We start from the raw sequence: 17,989 nt of genomic DNA, 5'->3' as shown, positions 1-17,989 counted from the left end.
AACGCGCTACTCGGCCGCCGCGCGGATGCCGGACGGCGTGTCGGGAACGGCACAAATGACGGTGGTGCCCATGTCCTTGCCGGTTTCGATGCGGACACTGCCGCCATGCAGCTCGACAAAGCTCTTGACGATCGACAGGCCGAGGCCGGGGCCGCGCCGGCGGCCGCCATTGGTGCGCGGTTCGAAACGGCGGAACACGGAATCGAGCAGGTCCGGCGGCATGCCGGGACCATCGTCGTGAACGGAGAATTCCACGCCTTCGGCAAGCGAGCGGCAGGCGAGCGTGATGGTGCTCGCCTCCGGTGCGTAGTTCGCGGCATTGCTCAGCAGGTTGTAGAGGATCTGGCGGATGCGGATTTCGTCGCCGTGGAACGTCTTTGGCGCAGTGGCCGCATCGATCTTGAGCCTGATCGCATGCTCCTCCAGCCGGTCGGCAACAAGCTCGGCAGCGGCAGCGATGGTCCGGTCGACGTGAACTTCGGAGATATCGAGTTCCATGATGCCGGCATCCACGGTCGCCAGGTCGAGGATGTCGTTGACGATGGTGAGCAGGACCGAGGAAGACGAGCTGACATGCTCGACATATTCGCTCTGCTTCTGGTTCAATGGCCCGGTCGAGGGCAGCGAAAGCAGCTCGGTGAAGCCGATGATGTTGGTCAGCGGCGAGCGCAGCTCGTAGGAGACATGCTGCACAAACTCGTTCTTGAGCTGGTCGGATTTTTCCAGTGCCTCATTCTTGTCCTTCAGCGCCCGCTCGACATTGACGCTGTCGGTGACGTCGACGAAGGTCATCATCACCTGACCGTTGGGCAGCGGGATCATCGCGTAGCGCAGCACGGTGCCGTTGTTCAGCTCAGTCTGGCCGTGGCGGTCGCGGCGCTCGTCGTCGAAACCGGTGACGGCGGCAACGAACCCGCGCCAGGGGCTGTCGGCGGCCCGCCGGTCGCACAGATCACGGATCGTGGAGACGTGAACGTTGGGCTTGGCGGCGTCGGCGTCGAGCCCCCAAAGTGCTGCGAATGCCGGGTTCGACAATCTGAGCCTGCCGTCGGGGCCGAACACGGCTACGCCTTCGGCAAGATTGTCGAGCGTTTCGCCCTGGACCCGCACCGCGGTCTGGTAGCGGCTTTCAAGGTCCATCTTCTCGGTCAGGTTCTCGAACACCCAGGTGACGCCACCTTTGGGCTGCGGATTGGCGACGACGCGGATGGTCTTGCCGTCCGGCAAATGCCACCAATGTTCCTGCGACTCGACCGCGCGATAGGCGCCAAGCAGGCTTTCCTTCCAGCGCCGCCATTCGGGCTGCTCGGCGATCTTGCCTTCGCTGCGCAGCCGGTCGAGCAACAAGGCGTTGTCCGGAGCGCTGTGCAGGAAGCCGCTGTCGAGACCCCATAGTTTCTGAAACGCCTGGTTGAAAAACCGCAGTTTTTCGTCGGTATCGAAAATCGCCACGGCGGTGTTGAGCTGGTCGAGCGTGTCGGCATGGCTGCGCACGGTCCGCTCATATTCGCTACGGATCGTTTCGATGGCGCTGGTGTCGTAGGCGAGACCCGCCGAGCCGTCCGCGCCGGCGAAGTCGGTCACGGCGAACATGCGGCGGTCGCCTTCGATCACGGTGGAAAGCGCCTGCTCGAAGACGGGATGCGACTTGTGCTGCGCAGCGATTGCATCGCGCGCCTGGCCGCCCAGGAACTCCTTCGCGTCGCGAACCGCAGCTTCGGCGTTTTCCGCCTCGACCGCCCTGGCATAGGCGCGGTTGACCCATTTCAGCCGCCCGTCCGCCGAGCGCAGCCAGGCTGGCATGCTGAGTGCGTTGAAAAGACCGAGCATGGTGTCATAGTCGGCGGCAAGGCGCTGGTTCTCAATTCTTAGCCTGGCCTCGCTTCGCTGCGTTTCAGAAAGCGAGACGAAGCGGACGAGCACGTGTGCTGCGCTCTTGCGGCCGTGCACTTCGAGCGGCGCCCCCGCCTGCGATTCGATGACGAGATCGAACGGCTTCGCCTTTTCCCGCAGTCCCGCCACGGCATTCTCGAGCGCCGCCGCCGAGCGCGGCATCAGCCAACGGCCAAAGGCGAGGAAGGCGGCACGGTCTTCCGGAGCCCCGCTTTCAACCGGCAATGTCCCGACGAGCTCGGGCTTTTTGTTTTCCGATGCCCACACGACGACACGCTGGCCGCGCAGGTTGAGCAGCGCCTCGGAGCGCTGCAGCGCAGCGTTGACGTCGGCCAGGCGGGCTCTGAGTTCGCCATTCTGGGCCGAGGTGCGCGCCCGTTCGCGGATCAGGAAAATGGCCGAGACAAGTGCCGCGCCCATGACGCCGACAAACATGGCGAGTTGCATGACCTCGACCGTGCTGACCGACAGCCCGGCTTTGGGCGCAGCCGCGTGGGATGCAGCAGCCGGTCCAGCGTGTGCCGAAAGGCCAAGCAGCGGGCCGGCGAGCGCGGAAGAAGCAAGCAATTTTCCGACGCGGGCGCCAGCGCGCCATAAGAGGCTTCCGCCTCTGGCAGCGGAACCCGTGGTCGCCATATCGTTGTGGCCGCCGGAAACGGCCTGTCCCGCGCAAGGCGGGTAATCCCCCGGCATGTCCTGGTCCTCTTCGCCGCCTGAATGCAAGACCGCCCTGATGCGGGCCTCGGCCCTCGTCCCCGGGCCCGCGAATCAGCACCATAGCGCTTGCGCGAATCGGCGTGAAGAATCAATCAGCGCAAAAATAAAGCCGGGCGAAAGTCAATCGCCCGGCCTCAATATCTAGTGGTAATTTCCGCTGTGGTTAATAGCGGTAGTGTTCCGGCTTGAACGGTCCCTGCGGGGTCACGCCGATATAGGCGGCCTGTTCGCCGGACAGTTCGGTAAGCCGGGCGCCGAGCTTGTCGAGATGCAGGCGCGCGACCTTTTCATCGAGATGCTTCGGCAGGACATAGACCTGGTTCTGATACTGGCCGGGCTTGCTGTACAGCTCGATCTGGGCCAGCACCTGGTTTGTGAAGGACGCCGACATAACGAAGCTCGGGTGGCCGGTGGCGTTGCCGAGATTGAGCAGGCGGCCTTCCGACAAAAGGATCATCCGCTTGCCGTCCGGGAAGGTGATCATGTCGACCTGCGGCTTGATGTTGGTCCACTTCAGATTGCGCAGCGACGCCACCTGGATCTCGTTGTCGAAGTGGCCGATATTGCCGACGATCACCATGTCCTTCATCGCCCGCATATGGTCGATGGTGACGACATCCTTGTTGCCGGTGGTGGTGATGATGATGTCGGCGGTCGGGGCGGCATCTTCGAGGGTGACGACTTCGAAGCCGTCCATTGCCGCCTGCAATGCGCAGATCGGATCGACCTCGGTGACCTTGACGCGGGCGCCGGCGCCCTTGAGCGACGCCGAAGAGCCCTTGCCGACGTCGCCATAGCCGCAGACGACCGCAACCTTGCCGGCCATCATCGTGTCGGTGCCGCGGCGAATGCCGTCGACCAGCGATTCCTTGCAGCCATATTTATTGTCGAATTTCGACTTGGTCACGCTGTCGTTGACGTTGATCGCCGGGAACGGCAGCAGGCCCTTCTTCTGCAACTGATAGAGCCGGTTGACGCCGGTCGTCGTCTCTTCGGTGACGCCGCGGATCGCCTCCTTCTGCTTGGCGAAGAAGCCGGGCGATGCCGCCATACGCTTCTTGATCTGGGCAAACAGGATTTCTTCCTCCTCGCTGCCCGGATTGGAGAGCACATCCTCGCCGGCTTCGGCGCGCGCGCCGATCAGGATGTACATGGTGGCGTCGCCGCCATCGTCGAGGATCATATTGGAGGTGCCGCCATCGGCCCACTGGAATATCTTGTCGGTGTAGACCCAGTAGTCCTCGAGCGACTCGCCCTTGACGGCGAAGACCGGAATGCCGGCCTCGGCGATGGCCGCGGCCGCATGGTCCTGGGTCGAGAAGATGTTGCAGGAGGCCCAGCGGATCTCGGCGCCGAGCGCCTTCAGCGTTTCGATCAGCACCGCCGTCTGGATGGTCATGTGCAGCGAGCCGGTGATGCGCGCGCCCTTGAGCGGCTGCGCCTTGCCGAATTCTTCGCGGCAGGCCATCAGGCCCGGCATTTCGGTTTCGGCGATCTCGATCTCCTTGCGGCCCCAGCCGGCAAGCGAGATGTCGGCGACCACATAGTCATTGCTACCCGTCATGGCAGTGCTCCGATCAAGAATTGTCTTCGGGATGCGCCCGCGCCGGAAGGCGTGTCGAAGGGCGCGAGTTGCCGGCCTGACTAGCAGATCGTCGGTCGGACGACAATGGGATATAAAGAAATCTTTATCCGTGCATGTCTTCGCAGGCGCACCGGCGCGAGATCGGGTTCAGCCGCGACGCGCTCCAGGCGTCAGGACTCTTCGCCGAAGCGGGAGGCGACCAGCTGCTCCAGCGCGTCGATCACCTGCTCGGCCTCCGGGCCGCTGGCGGTGACGCGGATCGAATAGCCGGGGCTTGCCGCCAGCATCATGAGGCCCATGATCGAGGTGCCACCAACCGTGACGCCGTCCTTCTCGACCTGGACGGAGGCGTCGAAACCGCTGGCGACCTGAACGAACTTTGCCGAGGCGCGGGCATGCAGGCCACGCTGGTTGACGATTGGAAATTCCCGGACGATGTCACCCTTGTTGGCCGACAGCGCGCTCATTTGCTGCTCAGAAGCTGGCTAGCGACATTGATGTATTTGCGGCCGGCCGCCTGCGCCTCGTCCAGCGCTGCGCTCATATTGTCGCCCTTGCGAATGCTGGACAGCTTGATCAGCATCGGCAGGTTCATGCCGGCAATGACCTCGGTACGACCGGATTCCATCACCGAAATGGCGAGATTGGAGGGCGTGCCGCCGAACATGTCGGTCAAGACGATGACGCCCGCCCCCGTGTCGACACGGGCAACGGCGTCGACGATGTCGCTGCGGCGCTGCTCCATATCGTCGTCGGCGCCGATCGCCACGGTCTCGAAATTGTCTTGTGGCCCGACGACATGTTCCACGGCATGGCGGAACTCGGCGGCCAGTTGACCGTGCGTTACAAGCACGAGTCCGATCATTCTTTGGTGGCTCCCGTCATCGCCGCTTCACAGCCGCATTTTATGCTCGCCGGCCATTCCAGGCGGCGGGAGCGCTATCTTGTCGACGCGAGACGCGTTGACAAGCCCAAAATTGCACAGGCCCAGGCCATTTTGACGCATTGCAGCAAAAAACCGGAACCGGATCATAAAAAGGGCGCGATCGACAGCCGCGCCATCACCGCCGGCAAGGCCGTGGCGGCGTTGCGCTCGGCAAGGTCGATACGCCACACCGGACAGCCTGCCACCGGCTCGCTGATTTCCTCCTGGAAACGGGCCATTTCTGCCTTCGGCACCAGCCGGACATGCAGGTCGATCACTCCACCCGGCTCGAACGGCAGCGGGCGCGGCATGAAGCCAGGCACTTCGGCGAGACCGGCGATGGTCGCCGGCACGCGACAGACCAGCCGCCCGGCGTGGGCCGTGGCGAGCAGCCTGTCGTCGCCGATAAGCCGCGAAAACAGCCCGCGCGCGCGGCAATGATCCAGGAGTGTCAGCGCCAGCGTCGTCTTGCCGGCGCCGGACGGTCCGGTGATGAGGACGCCGCGCTCGCCGATCAGCAGCGCCGTTCCATGAATGTTTTCAGCACGCACAGATCAGCCTTCCGCCGGCAGTGTCACGACGAAACGCGCGCCCTTGATCTCGCCGGGTTTGGTGCCCGGGATGTTCTCGGCGGTCAGCGTGCCGCCATGGGCTTCGACGATCTGCCTGCTGATCGACAGGCCAAGACCCGAGTTCTGGCCGAACGCCTCGCCGGCCGGCCGGTCGGTGTAGAAGCGCTCGAAGATGCGGTCGATGTTGTCGGCCCTTATACCGGGACCATTGTCGTCGACGGTGATGATGTTGACCTTGCCGGCGCGCGCCAGCGATATGGCGATGTGGCCGCGCTCCTCAGGAACGAAGGAGCGGGCATTCTCGATCAGGTTGGTGATGACCTGGCCGATCCTCAGGTCATGGCCGGCGACAAAATAGCCTTTGACGCCCTGCGGCAGTTTGGCGACCTTGAACTCGATGTCGACCGTCTTCTTGTTGCGCGTGGCCGTGCGCGAAACGTCGACCAGATCCGTGATGAATTTCTTGAGATCCACGGTTCCTGCGTCTTCGCGCGCGAGCTCGGCGTCAAGGCGGGAGGCATCGGAAATGTCGGTGATGAGACGGTCCAGCCGCCTGACGTCGTGCTGGATGATCTCCATCAGCCGGGCGCGCGACGCCTCGTTCTTGGCCAGAGGCAGGGTCTCTACCGCGCTGCGCAGCGAGGTCAGCGGGTTCTTCAACTCGTGCGATACGTCGGCCGCGAAACTTTCGATCGCCTCGATGCGGGCGTAGAGCGCATTGGTCATGTCGCGCACGGCGATCGACAGATTGCCGATCTCGTCCTGCCGATCGGAGAAGTCCGGGATTTCCTCGCGATTCTTGACACCGCGCCGCACCCTGACCGCCGCCGCCGACAGCCGGCGCAGCGGGTTGGCGATGGTCGAGGCAAGCAGCATCGACAGGATGGCGGTGACAAGGGCGGCGATGCCGAAGACGCGCAGGATCGCCTTGCGCTCAGCCGCGACGATCTTGTCGATGTCGCCGCCTTCCGTCGACAGCATCAGCACGCCGAGGACGGCGCGGAAGCGCTGGATCGGCACGGCGACCGAAACAATCTGCTCGCCCTGTTCGGAGATCCGGACGATGGTCGACGGGCTGCCGGTAAGCGCCTTGACCACCTCCGGAAATGCAGCGCCGTTGCCACCCGGCTGCTCATGGTAGACCGGCAGCGCGGTGTTGCGGAAGAAGTCGAAGACGAATTTCTGGATTCGCTCGAGAAGATCGGGCTCTTCCTTGTCGGTCGGCGGCAGATCGTAGCGAAGGATCTGGCCGCGCGAATAGAGGTGGCGCGAATCGAGCAGCAGATTGGCGTCGCGGTCATAGATCCGGGCGCGCGTCCGCGTCGGCGAAATCAAGCGCCTGAGCACCGGCGCGACGCGTTCCGGATTGATCGGAAAGTCCAGATTGTCGAGTTGATCGGAGCCGGGGCCCAGGCTTTCGCCGGCCTGCAGTTCAAGCAGCTTTTCCGGATCGATGCTGATCGAATCGGTCTCGACCGTCGCCGATGCGGCGATCGCGCCGGCGATGATCTCGCCCTGGGTCATCAGGCTCTCGACGCGGGCATCGATCAGCCCGTCGCGAAACGTGTTGAGGTAGAGAATGCCGGTGACCAGGACGGCCAGGCCGGCGAGGTTGAGGAAGAGAATGCGGCGCGTCAGGCTGGAAAAGATATGGTGGCCGAGGAAGCGGCGCATCGGCACCGTGATCCTCGACAGGAATGCGGGCAGAATCCGCGACGGGCGCCGGGCGCCCGTCCGTCTCACTCGCTCTACGTCCACTGCCATCGAATAGCAGCCCCCGCTTAGTAATTAGTGAGTAGGCAGTAGGGAATAGAGAAATGGTTGGCTGAGGTCGCGGCGATGCTGAGTGGCCGTTCGCACCATTCAAAACTGACTACCGACTATTCCCTACTGCCTATTGCCTATTTACGCTTCGCGAAACCGATATCCGACTCCGTAAAGCGTTTCGATCATCTCGAAGTCATCATCGACGGCCTTGAACTTCTTGCGAAGCCGCTTGATGTGACTGTCGATGGTGCGGTCATCGACATAGACCTGCTCATCATAGGCCGAATCCATCAGCGCATCACGGCTTTTTACCACACCGGGGCGTTGGGCCAGTGAATGCAGGATCAGGAATTCGGTGACGGTAAGCGTCACCGGCTCGCCTTTCCAGGTGCAGGTGTGGCGCTCCTGGTCCATGACAAGCTGGCCGCGCTCAAGCGAACGGGCCTGCTGGTTGGGCGTCTTGGCCGACGCCTCGCGGGCGCTGGCACGGCGCAGCACGGCGCGAACCCGCTCGACCAGAAGACGCTGCGAGAAGGGTTTGCGGATAAAGTCGTCGGCGCCCATCTTGAGGCCGAAAAGCTCATCGATCTCGTCGTCCTTGGAGGTCAGGAAGATCACCGGCAGGTCGGATTTCTGGCGCATCCGGCGCAGAAGCTCCATGCCGTCCATGCGCGGCATCTTGATGTCGAGGATGGCGAGATTCGGCGGGCGCGCCGCCAGACCTTCCAGCGCCGACGCCCCATCCGTATAGGTTTCGACGCGATACCCCTCCGATTCGAGGGCGATCGACACCGACGTCAGAATGTTGCGGTCGTCGTCGACAAGCGCGATTGTTGCCATTTCAAGTGGCTCCCTCATGATCTGTCCCTTCTTTGGTCGAGAAGGGGCTTTTGCAGGACAAATTAGGTACAAAATGTGGCACAGGCTTCGTCCGCTGTCACGAGCGGCATGCCGGCGGCCACAATCTCACCTCAACATGGATTGGACCGATACAGACCGCCAATCCTTGGGCACCCGCCTGATTTTTCGCACATATAAACGATTTAAACAACTTTCAAAATATTTAAATCGATTAAATATTTGATATCATTTGGCTTTTCTGGTTCTGACCGTTACAGTCTCCATCGTTGGGGGCTCCGGAAGTTCGCCGGCCAGGATGCTGCAATCGAAGAAGGAACCCCTCATGTCGGAAGCCGGCAAACGCAATCCCGCATGGGCGATCGACCGGATCGGCCTGAAAACCACCGGCGCGGTGCGCTATAATTTCGGCGAGGCGGTCCTTTACGAGGAGGCGATCCGCCGCGGCGAGGCCCGGCTTACCGCGCATGGCGCACTGGTCGCCGAGACCGGGCAGCACACCGGCCGCTCGCCCAAGGACAAATTCGTCGTCCGCGACGAGACCACCGGGCCGCATGTCTGGTGGGACAACAACAAGTCGATTTCGCCGGTCCAGTTCGACACGCTGCTCGCCGATTTTCGCGCCCACGCGGCGGACAAGGATCTTTATGTGCAGGACCTGGTCGGCGGCGCCGATGAGGACTTGAAGCTGACGACCCGGGTCGTCACGGAGCTTGCCTGGCACTCCTTGTTCATCCGCAATCTGCTCATTCGCCCGGAAGCCGCCGAGCTCGAGAATTTCGTGCCCGAGTTGACGATCATCGACCTGCCGTCGTTCCGTGCCGATCCCGTCCGCCACGGCACCCGAACCGGAACGGTGATCGCCGTCGATCTGACGCGCATGATCGTGCTGATCGGCGGCACCTCCTATGCCGGCGAAATGAAAAAATCGGTGTTCACCGTGCTCAACTATCTGTTGCCGGCGAAGGGCGTGATGCCGATGCACTGCTCGGCCAATGAAGGCGCCGGCGGAGACGCGGCGATCTTCTTCGGCCTCTCGGGAACCGGCAAGACGACGCTGTCGGCCGATCCGTCGCGCACGCTGGTCGGCGACGACGAGCACGGCTGGGGTCCGCATGGTATCTTCAACTTCGAAGGCGGCTGCTATGCCAAGACGATAAAGCTCTCGGCCGCAGCCGAGCCGGAGATCTTCGCCACCACCCAACGCTTCGGCACGGTGCTGGAGAATGTGGTGCTCGACGCCGGCCGCGTGCCGGATTTCAACGACGGCAATCTCACTGAAAACACGCGCTGCGCCTATCCGCTCCACTTCATCCCCAACGCCAGCAAGACGGGCCGCGCCGGTCACCCGAAAAACATCATCATGCTGACCGCCGACGCATTCGGCGTGATGCCGCCGATCGCCCGGCTGACCCCGGCGCAGGCGATGTATCATTTCCTCTCCGGCTACACCGCCAAGGTGGCAGGGACCGAAAAGGGCGTCACCGAACCCGAAGCGACGTTTTCGACCTGTTTCGGCGCACCGTTCATGCCGCGCCATCCGTCGGAATACGGCAATCTGCTGCGCGAGCTGATCGCCCATCACAGTGTCGATTGCTGGCTGGTCAACACCGGCTGGACCGGCGGTGCCTACGGCACCGGCAAGCGGATGCCGATCAAGGCAACGCGGGCGCTGCTCGCCGCGGCGCTCGACGGCTCGCTGAAAGGGGCCGATTACCGGACCGACGCCAATTTTGGTTTCGAGGTGCCGGTGGCGGTCGCGGGCGTCGACCGTGCCATTCTCGATCCAAGATCGACATGGGCCGATACCTCAGCCTATGACCTGCAGGCGGCGAGGCTGGTCGGCATGTTCGCCGTCAATTTCGAAAAATTCGAACCGCATGTCGACGCCATCGTGCTCGGCGCCGCGCCGCGCATGCGCGAAGCCGCGGAATAGTCGCCGCTGCATCTCGAGGCGCCGGACCGGGGTCGGGAACGCCCGACCCGGGACCGGGATCGGGAAGGCCCGACCCGGGGGAAGGTCCGATCCGGGGATCGGGCCTTTTCTTTTTTCGTTCGCCGCGCCATGACTGCGGCATGAACGCCGACGACAAGATCATCATTGCCGACGATGCGGTGATCCATCCGGATGACCTGCACGAGGACTTCATCCGCTCGTCCGGCCCCGGCGGCCAGAACGTCAACAAGGTGGCGACGGCGGTGCAATTGCGCTTCGATGCAGCGAATGCGCCGGGCCTGTCGGAGCGCGTCCGCGAGCGAACCATAAGGCTGGCCGGCCAGCGCGCCACCAAGGACGGCGTCATCGTCATCGAGGCCGGTCGCTTCCGCACGCAAGAGCAGAACCGGGCGGACGCCCGGGCGCGGCTTGCGGAACTGGTCGCCAAGGCCGCCGAACCGCCGCCGCCGCCGCGCAAGAAGACGAGGCCTTCGAAAGGCGCGGTCGAAAGGCGGCTGAAGACCAAGGCTGGGCGCGGCACGATCAAGAAGCTGCGCGGTCGCGTGGACGACGATTGACACGCGTCCACCCGGACGCAAAGGGTGCGCGCTCTGGCAGCCACGCATGGTGCTTTTCCAAAAATCGATTCCGAGTTTTGGGCCGATGCGGCGGGCGCGACATCGATCGCGGTCGAGACCGCTTCCAATTCGAGGTTGCAGGTGGCAAGTTCGGTATTCGTCACAGCAAGGAGACCCCAGATGGGCATGTTTGATTTCGTCAAGGACGTCGGCAAGAAGCTCGGCTTCGGCGACGATGAGCCGGAGCCGACCGCCGATACGCTGAAGAAGGAACTCGATTCGCACGCGCTCGGCACCGACAATGTGGAAGTCGACGTCAAGGGCGATACGGCTGTGCTGAAAGGCGTGGTCAAGGATCAGTCGATCTTCGAAAAAGCCATCATCGCCGTCGGCAACACGCTCGGCGTGTCCAAGGTGCAGGCGGATGAATTGCAGGTCGCCGCACCCGAGGCCGGCACGCCCGCAGCCCCGGCCAAGCAACCGACCTTCTACACGGTCAAGAAAGGCGACAATCTCTGGAAGATCGCGGAAAAGAGCTATGGCAAGGGCAAGGGTGCGAAGAACACGATCATTTTCGAGGCCAACAAGCCGATGCTGACCGACCCGGACAGGATCTATCCGGGGCAGGTTCTGCGCATCCCGGATCTCGACTAAGGTATGTTGATATTCAGGTGATGCCGGCCTGCAAACGGCGGTTTCCTGCGCTTCCGGTGCTCACGTACTGAAGTACGCTCCGCTCCGGTTCTCTGAAACCACCATTTTCGGCTCGGCCTGACCTGAATCTCACCACACCTTAAGCTGGCGATTGCCATCCAAGGACAAGAACGGCGGCTTTCGGGTCGCCGTTCTTGTTTGTTGGTGGCATTGTCCGCCAGATGAACCCGATGAAGCGACCAAGCTGATGCTCGTTCTGCCCAGAGGCGTCCGCCACATGTCCGGCTACCTATCCCGCGCGGTGCAGGAAGCGCTGGTCGAGGATGTGAGGCAGGTCGTGCAGGAAGCGCCGCTGTTCGTGCCGGCGATGCCGCGCACCGGCAAGGAGATGAGCGTGCGCATGACCAATTGCGGTTCGCTTGGCTGGGTCACCGACAAGCAGCACGGCTATCGCTACCAGCCGACGCACCCGGTGACCGGGACGCCCTGGCCGCCGATCCCGGACGTGCTGCTGGAGCTGTGGCGCGAGGTGTCTGCCTATCCCCATCCGCCGGAGGCCTGCCTGGTCAATTTCTATTCGCCCGACGCGAAGATGGGCCTTCATCAGGACCGCGACGAGATCGATTTCTCCGCGCCGGTCGTCTCCGTTTCACTGGGCGACGATTGCCTGTTCAGGGTCAGCCAGAGCACGCGCGAACGCGGCACCAAATCGTTCAGGCTGAAAAGCGGCGACGTCGTCGTGCTTGGCGGCGAAGGCCGCCTGTGTTTCCACGGCGTCGACCGTATCTATCCATCGACCTCGGCACTGCTCAGGAACGGCGGGCGGATCAATCTGACGCTGCGGCGGGTGACCTATCCTGGCTAATGCTGTCGCGCAAAAGCGCGGACTTTCAAGTCGAGCCGTATCGCCGTTCATCACTTTTTTCAGGCATCGGATTTTCCCAAAACCGGCACCCGCTTCGTGTCACGGCCGAGGCCCGCGACTGAGCGACCGGAAAAGATTGCCGCGACCGCATAGGCGGCGACGAGGCTGTGGCCGGTGACAGGTATGTTGACCCGGCACTGGTGAAGGGGCAGGCACAAAGCGCATAGAGCACTGTGGCCGCAAGTCCGACCGAGGCGAATTTGAGAAGCCGGCGCGGAGCGAGCGTTCCGCGCCAGGTGGAAATGTCAGGCCGGCGCTATGCAGTGACCGGCCTCATGCGACGCGCTTCAGGTTATTGTTTTATGCATGTCGTTATCGCAAAACCGCTGCACACTTTTGCGCGACATGCATTAAAGCGCCGTTAACCGCTTCGTTACAGCTTCCTGAGCGCCACTTCCTCGACCAGATGATTGGCGCCCTTGCGCAGGATGAGATCGGCGCGGGCTCGCGTCGGCAGGATGTTCTCACGCAGATTCTTCAGGTTGATGTTGGCCCACAGGCCTTCCGCGATGGCGCGGGCCGCTGCGTGCGAAAGGTGCGAATAGCGGTGGAAGAAGGAGTCCGGATCGCGGAAGGCGGTCTCGCGCAGCCGCATGAAGCGGGCGATGTACCATTGATGGATCAGCTCCTCTTCGGCATCGATATAGATGGCGAAGTCGAAGAAATCCGACAGGAAAGGCACGATCTTGCCGTCCTTTGGCAGCTTGCCCGGCTGCAGGACGTTGATGCCTTCGAAGATCAATATGTCCGGCCGGTCGATGGTCTGGAACGCGCCGGGAACGACGTCGTAGGTCAGGTGCGAATAGACTGGCGCGCGGACATTGCGCTGCCCCGATTTGATGCCCGACAGGAAACGCAGCAGGGCGCCGACATCGTAGCTGTCGGGAAAGCCCTTGCGCTCCATCAAATTGTTGCGGCGCAGGATTTCGTTGGGAAGCAGGAAGCCGTCGGTGGTGATCAGATCGACCTTGGGGCTCGACGGCCAGCGCGCCAGCAATTCCTTGAGGACGCGCGCCGTGGTCGATTTTCCGACCGCGACGGAGCCGGCAATGCCGATGATGAAGGGCGTCTTGACGACATCCGCCGCGTTGAAGAAGGCCTGGCGCTGCCTGAACAGCAGTTGACTGGCCTCGACATGGGCCGACAACAGCCGAGATAGCGAAAGATAGATGCGCTTGACCTCTTCGAGGTCGACCGGATCGTTGAGCGAACGCAGGCGACGAATCTCGTCCTCGCCGAGCGTCATTGGCGTGTCGGCGCGGAACTGCGACCATTCTTCCGCCGAGAAAAAACGGAAGGGCGAATATTTCTCGGTGGGGGCGAGCTGGTCCATCGAGTTTCCTGCCCTCCGCAGCGATCAGCCCCGGTCCTGCCGAGACGCCTTTTCGGCGATGCCCGACCGACCGGTGCGGCGCTCGAGTTCGGTCAGGACATCGGCAAGCGGAACGCCGGCGACACCCAGAACGACGAGCCAATGATAGATGAGATCGGCGCTTTCCGAAACGAGGGCTTGTCTGTCACCGCCAACGGCCGCGATCACCGTTTCGACCGCCTCTTCGCCGAGCTTCTGCGCCGCCTTGTCGATGCCGCGCGCGAACAGCTTTGCCGTCCACGAATCCGGATCGCCGGAATGCGCGCGTTCCCTGATGATTGTCTCCAGATCGGAGAGCGAAAACTCAGCCATGGCGCCATCTATCTGCTTGTTTAAGCATGATCTTTTCCGAAACCGGTTCCCCCTTTTGGCTGGCGCACGGACCTTCGGTTCGGGATCATGCTTTAGAGCCGATCCCCTGACGAGTCCAGTCGCATCGGCAGGCCGGCTCGTGCCATGTGCGACTTGGCTTCGGCAATGCTGTACGTGCCGAAATGGAAAATCGATGCTGCCAGCACCGCGCCGGCATGGCCGTCGCGAATGCCCTCGACCAGATGATCGAGCGTGCCGACGCCGCCGGAGGCGATGACCGGCGCACGCACCGCGTCGGCGACCGCGCGGGTGAGCGCGATGTCGTAGCCGGCCTTGGTGCCGTCGCGGTCCATCGACGTCAGCAGGATCTCGCCGGCACCGCGATCGACCATCTGCTGAGCGAATTCGACCGCGTCGATGCCGGTCTTCTCGCGGCCGCCATGCGTGAAAATCTCCCAGCGGTCGGCCTCGCCTTCGCCTGACACTATCTTGGCATCGATGGCGACGACGATGCACTGGTTGCCGAACTTGTCGGCCGCCTCTGCGATGAAATCGGGATTCCTCACCGCCGCCGTGTTGATCGACACTTTGTCGGCGCCGGCCAAAAGCAGCTTTCTTATGTCGGCGACCTGGCGCACGCCGCCGCCGACGGTCAGCGGCATGAAGCATTGCTCGGCGGTGCGGGCGACGATGTCGAAGATGGTCTCGCGATTTTCGGACGAGGCGGTGATGTCGAGGAAGCAGAGCTCGTCGGCGCCGGCGGCATCATAGGCCTTGGCCGCTTCGACCGGATCGCCGGCATCGATCAGGTCGACGAAATTGACGCCTTTGACGACGCGGCCGTTCTTGACGTCGAGACAGGGGATGACGCGGGCTTTCAGCATCAGATCCTCGCATGCGCGGCAAGAAAATCGCCAAGCAATTGCCCAACGACAGGCGGAACCTCGCCTTTGGCGTCAAAGGCAGGATCGTAGGCGGATAGGGTGATGCCGACGATCGGGATCGACTTGGCCAGCCCGCAAACCAGTTGCCGCAGCTGTTCCGGGTTTGGACCTCCCGGCAGCGCATAGCGGTTCACTTGCAGCACATCCGGATCGTGAACATCCAGATCAAGATGCAAATGCGCTTGGGCCGCGCCGGCCGCCTTGAGCTTTCCGACGTTGTCGAGTGCATCGGTCCATTGGGCGCGAATGATCGGCAACGTCTCGAGAAGCCGCTTTTCGTCTGGATCGAGGTCGCGCGCGTCGACCAGCATGCAGCGCGACGGGTCGATCGCCTGGAAGCCGGGAATGGCTGACGTCATCGGCCGCCAACAGAGCCCCAGCGTCGTCGCCAGCGCCATGCCGTCGAGAAAGCCGTAGGCCGACGTCTCGGGCGTGTTGAGATCGCCATGCTGATCGATCCAGATGATCGAATCCGCGGCGTCGCCAGCCACCGCACCGGCGGCGGTCAGGCAATTTCCGGCGAGCACGATGGGAAAACGCTCATCGTCGCGCGCCATGTCGACCTTGGTGGCGACTGCCCGACAAACCGCGAAACCTGTCGCGATTTCGCGTCTCTGGGCATCGCCGACCTCGCCGATGTCCTCGACGATGACGTCATGGCCGCGCAAGGCTAGTTCATCGACAAGGCCGCCGGCAATGATGGCGTCGGGGCCCTGGCCAAAGCCGGCATGGTAAAGGCCGCTGTCATAGGGTGCGAGGATGATCGAGAGTTTCATCGCGCCCTCGCCTTCTCCGGTCCGGCCGCCAGGATCGCCAATGCCTCGGCCGGATCGATACGTCCGTCATAAAGTGCACGCCCTGAGATGGCGCCTTCGAGCTTTTGCGCATCGGGCATCGTCATGCGCACGATGTCGGCGATCGAGGCCAGCCCGCCGGAGGCGATGACCGGGATGGACACGGCGTCGGCAAGATCGATGGTGGCGTCCCAGTTGATGCCGGTCAGCACACCGTCGCGGTCGATGTCGGTGTAGATGATGGCGGCAACGCCGGCGCCCTCGAACTTCTTCGCCAGTTCGATGACGCCGAGACTAGAGGCCTCGGCCCAGCCCTCGACCGCCACCTTGCCGCCCTTGGCGTCGATGCCGACGGCGATCTTGCCCGGGAATGCCTTGCAGGCCTGCCTGACCAGGTCCGGATCGCGCACCGCCACCGTGCCGAGAATGATGCGGGCCAGCCCGCGATCGAGCCAGTCCTCGACCTGCGCCAGGGTGCGGATGCCGCCGCCGAGCTGCACCGGGTTTTTCGATGCCTTGAGAATGGCGCCGACCGCCGCGCCGTTGACGCTCTGGCCTTTGAAGGCGCCGTTGAGGTCGACGACATGCAGCCATTCAAAGCCCTGTTGCTCGAAAGCCCTGGCCTGCGCGGCCGGGTCGTCATTGTAAATCGTCGCGGTCGCCATATCGCCGTGCTTCAGGCGCACGCACTTGCCGTCCTTGAGGTCGATGGCCGGGAACAGGATCACCGTTCAGGCGCCTTCAACAATGACGAAGTGACCGGTCGAGGCGGCAAGCCTGTACTTCAATGCCTCCCGGTATTCAGGCGATTCGTAGCATTCTATCGCCTTGTCGTAGGATTCGAACTCGACCAGGACGTGGCGGTTGCCTGTCGGCCCTTCCGGGTTCGCATAACGCCCCGCCCGCACGGGAAACTTCGCGCCATATTTCGCAAAAGCCGCCGCGTTCGCCTCGATATACTGCTTGTAGCCCTCGGGATCGCGGACATCGACCATCGCCATCCAGTAGCCTTTCTTGCTCATTTTCTAGGGCCTCCAGCGCAGGAAATTGGTGATCAGCGCCAGGCCAAGCGCCTGGCTCTTTTCGGGATGAAACTGCGTGCCGGCGAGATTGTCGCTGATAACAGCAGCTGTAACCGGACCACCATAGTCGGCAATCGCCAGCACCTCGTCCGGCTTCTGCGCGTCGAGATGGTAGGAATGAACGAAATAGGCGTGCAGCCCCTTGCTGCCGGTCGGAATGCCGGAAAACAGCGGGTGCTTGCGCGTGAGCTCGATCGTGTTCCAGCCGATCTGCGGGATTTTTAGCGCAGGATCGGCCGGGGTGATCTCCTTGACGTCGCCGGCGATCCAGCCAAAGCCTTTGGTGACAGTCTTTTCCAGGCCCCGCTCCGACATCAGCTGCATGCCGACGCAGATGCCGAGGAACGGCCGCCGCTTGACAATCGCGACCTCCTCGACCGCCTCCCACATGCCGGCCACGGCGCGCAGCCCGGCCGCGCAATCGGCATAGGCGCCGACGCCGGGCAGGACGATGCGGTCGGCGGTTCTGACACGCTCGGCATCGGCGGTCAGGTCGATGGCGGCGGCGATGCCGGCCTCGTGCGCGGCGCGCTCGAAGGCCTTGGTGGCCGAGCGCAGGTTGCCCGAGCCGTAATCGATGATCGCGACCCGCATGTCAGGGTTTTCCCGGCGTGTGCGTCAGTCCGAGCACCATTCCCGTCTGTGCCGGCCGGGCATGGGCGGCGTCCGGAACGATGCGCGGCACTGGCGCTGGCTCATCCGCATGCGCTTCGGCTTCCAGCACATAGCGCGTATCGGCATCGTCGAGCCTGTCGGCCTCGACGACGCCCCATTCGTGCCAGCCACGACGGCGCAGTGCGGCGATCCGCAAGGCCTGCCCTTCCAGCCCGACATAGAGCGATACCAGCAGCGACAGCAGCGGGTCGGCCAGCCCAAGGCTCAGCCCTTCGGCAAGCATCGAAAGCAGAGCCATGGCGACAAACGCCAGTGCTGCCTCGATCCACAACCGGTGCCAGAGCAGCCATAGCGGCGGCACGAGGAAGCCAAGCCAGGAAAACCCATCACGGACAAAGGCCGTTGTGTCAGGCTTTTCGCCGCGGCCCGGCGGTTCCATCACGACATAGACGGCCATGGC

The 17,989-nt window shown here is 63.2% G+C and carries 19 protein-coding genes; 4 read left to right on the top strand and 15 right to left on the bottom strand.

Going from position 1 to position 17,989, the window contains the following annotated elements; genetic code table 11:
* Window positions 1-6: 6 nt before the first annotated feature.
* The 7 genes from AC0L2K_RS11280 to AC0L2K_RS11250 all read right to left on the bottom strand — a co-directional run bounded on the left by AC0L2K_RS11280 (window position 7) and on the right by AC0L2K_RS11250 (window position 8,299).
* Window positions 7-2,586, bottom strand: coding sequence for a sensor histidine kinase (locus AC0L2K_RS11280; protein ID WP_473531377.1), 2,580 nt, complete (start codon window positions 2,584-2,586; stop codon window positions 7-9).
* Window positions 2,587-2,773: 187 nt separating this feature from the next.
* Window positions 2,774-4,174: an adenosylhomocysteinase gene (gene ahcY, locus AC0L2K_RS11275; RefSeq protein ID WP_128168861.1), complete on the bottom strand. Its 1,401-nt coding sequence runs from the start codon at window positions 4,172-4,174 to the stop codon at window positions 2,774-2,776.
* Between the two features lie 191 nt (window positions 4,175-4,365).
* Window positions 4,366-4,662: an HPr family phosphocarrier protein gene (locus tag AC0L2K_RS11270; RefSeq protein WP_023796904.1), complete on the bottom strand. Its 297-nt coding sequence runs from the start codon at window positions 4,660-4,662 to the stop codon at window positions 4,366-4,368.
* The gene (locus AC0L2K_RS11265; protein WP_023796905.1) at window positions 4,659-5,060 is read right to left on the bottom strand and encodes a PTS sugar transporter subunit IIA; all 402 of its coding nucleotides are present in this window, start codon (window positions 5,058-5,060) and stop codon (window positions 4,659-4,661) included. Before AC0L2K_RS11265 ends, AC0L2K_RS11270 begins: the two co-directional genes overlap by 4 nt.
* Before the next feature lie 164 nt (window positions 5,061-5,224).
* Window positions 5,225-5,671, bottom strand: coding sequence for an HPr kinase/phosphorylase (locus AC0L2K_RS11260; RefSeq protein ID WP_023796907.1), 447 nt, complete (start codon window positions 5,669-5,671; stop codon window positions 5,225-5,227).
* Window positions 5,672-5,674: 3 nt separating this feature from the next.
* Window positions 5,675-7,456, bottom strand: a complete 1,782-nt coding sequence (locus tag AC0L2K_RS11255; RefSeq protein ID WP_023796908.1) for a sensor histidine kinase — start codon at window positions 7,454-7,456, stop codon at window positions 5,675-5,677.
* 141 nt (window positions 7,457-7,597) lie between these two features.
* A complete protein-coding gene (locus tag AC0L2K_RS11250; protein ID WP_023796909.1) occupies window positions 7,598-8,299 on the bottom strand; it encodes a response regulator transcription factor in 702 nt (233 codons plus the stop codon).
* A gap of 343 nt (window positions 8,300-8,642) precedes the next feature.
* Between AC0L2K_RS11250 and AC0L2K_RS11245 the strand changes: the two genes are divergently transcribed.
* From AC0L2K_RS11245 to AC0L2K_RS11230, 4 genes are all read left to right on the top strand, one after another.
* Complete coding sequence (locus AC0L2K_RS11245; protein ID WP_023796910.1) at window positions 8,643-10,253, top strand: phosphoenolpyruvate carboxykinase; 1,611 nt, start codon at window positions 8,643-8,645, stop codon at window positions 10,251-10,253.
* Between the two features lie 140 nt (window positions 10,254-10,393).
* Window positions 10,394-10,831: an alternative ribosome rescue aminoacyl-tRNA hydrolase ArfB gene (gene arfB / locus AC0L2K_RS11240; RefSeq protein ID WP_023796911.1), complete on the top strand. Its 438-nt coding sequence runs from the start codon at window positions 10,394-10,396 to the stop codon at window positions 10,829-10,831.
* A 180-nt stretch (window positions 10,832-11,011) separates the two neighbouring features.
* Window positions 11,012-11,485, top strand: a complete 474-nt coding sequence (lysM, locus tag AC0L2K_RS11235; RefSeq protein WP_023796912.1) for a peptidoglycan-binding protein LysM — start codon at window positions 11,012-11,014, stop codon at window positions 11,483-11,485.
* Window positions 11,486-11,732: 247 nt separating this feature from the next.
* Window positions 11,733-12,350, top strand: a complete 618-nt coding sequence (locus AC0L2K_RS11230; RefSeq protein ID WP_023796913.1) for an alpha-ketoglutarate-dependent dioxygenase AlkB — start codon at window positions 11,733-11,735, stop codon at window positions 12,348-12,350.
* A 433-nt stretch (window positions 12,351-12,783) separates the two neighbouring features.
* Here the strand turns inward: AC0L2K_RS11230 and coaA are convergent, their stop codons facing one another.
* The 8 genes from coaA to AC0L2K_RS11190 form a co-directional block, all read right to left on the bottom strand.
* Window positions 12,784-13,743 carry a type I pantothenate kinase gene (gene coaA / locus AC0L2K_RS11225; RefSeq protein ID WP_023796914.1) on the bottom strand — a complete coding sequence of 320 codons (960 nt, stop codon included), beginning with the start codon at window positions 13,741-13,743 and terminating at the stop codon, window positions 12,784-12,786.
* A gap of 24 nt (window positions 13,744-13,767) precedes the next feature.
* Window positions 13,768-14,094 (bottom strand): phosphoribosyl-ATP diphosphatase, encoded by a 327-nt coding sequence (locus tag AC0L2K_RS11220; RefSeq protein ID WP_023796915.1) that lies wholly within the window; start codon window positions 14,092-14,094, stop codon window positions 13,768-13,770.
* Window positions 14,095-14,186: 92 nt separating this feature from the next.
* A complete protein-coding gene (hisF, locus tag AC0L2K_RS11215; RefSeq protein ID WP_167366398.1) occupies window positions 14,187-14,981 on the bottom strand; it encodes an imidazole glycerol phosphate synthase subunit HisF in 795 nt (264 codons plus the stop codon).
* Window positions 14,978-15,814, bottom strand: a complete 837-nt coding sequence (locus AC0L2K_RS11210) for an arginase family protein (protein ID WP_287192205.1) — start codon at window positions 15,812-15,814, stop codon at window positions 14,978-14,980. Before AC0L2K_RS11210 ends, hisF begins: the two co-directional genes overlap by 4 nt.
* A complete protein-coding gene (gene hisA / locus AC0L2K_RS11205) occupies window positions 15,811-16,560 on the bottom strand; it encodes a 1-(5-phosphoribosyl)-5-[(5-phosphoribosylamino)methylideneamino]imidazole-4-carboxamide isomerase (RefSeq protein ID WP_128168856.1) in 750 nt (249 codons plus the stop codon). Before hisA ends, AC0L2K_RS11210 begins: the two co-directional genes overlap by 4 nt.
* A gap of 3 nt (window positions 16,561-16,563) precedes the next feature.
* Window positions 16,564-16,854 carry a DUF1330 domain-containing protein gene (locus tag AC0L2K_RS11200; RefSeq protein ID WP_023796919.1) on the bottom strand — a complete coding sequence of 97 codons (291 nt, stop codon included), beginning with the start codon at window positions 16,852-16,854 and terminating at the stop codon, window positions 16,564-16,566.
* Window positions 16,855-16,857: 3 nt separating this feature from the next.
* Window positions 16,858-17,508, bottom strand: coding sequence for an imidazole glycerol phosphate synthase subunit HisH (gene hisH, locus AC0L2K_RS11195; protein WP_128168855.1), 651 nt, complete (start codon window positions 17,506-17,508; stop codon window positions 16,858-16,860).
* A 1-nt stretch (window position 17,509) separates the two neighbouring features.
* A complete protein-coding gene (locus AC0L2K_RS11190; protein ID WP_473531376.1) occupies window positions 17,510-17,986 on the bottom strand; it encodes a DUF2628 domain-containing protein in 477 nt (158 codons plus the stop codon).
* Window positions 17,987-17,989: the final 3 nt, after the last annotated feature.

The organism is Mesorhizobium sp. WSM4817, assembly GCF_055811135.1.
The sequence above is the reverse complement of the archived record's forward strand: the minus strand, read 5'-3'. Positions and strand labels throughout refer to the sequence as shown.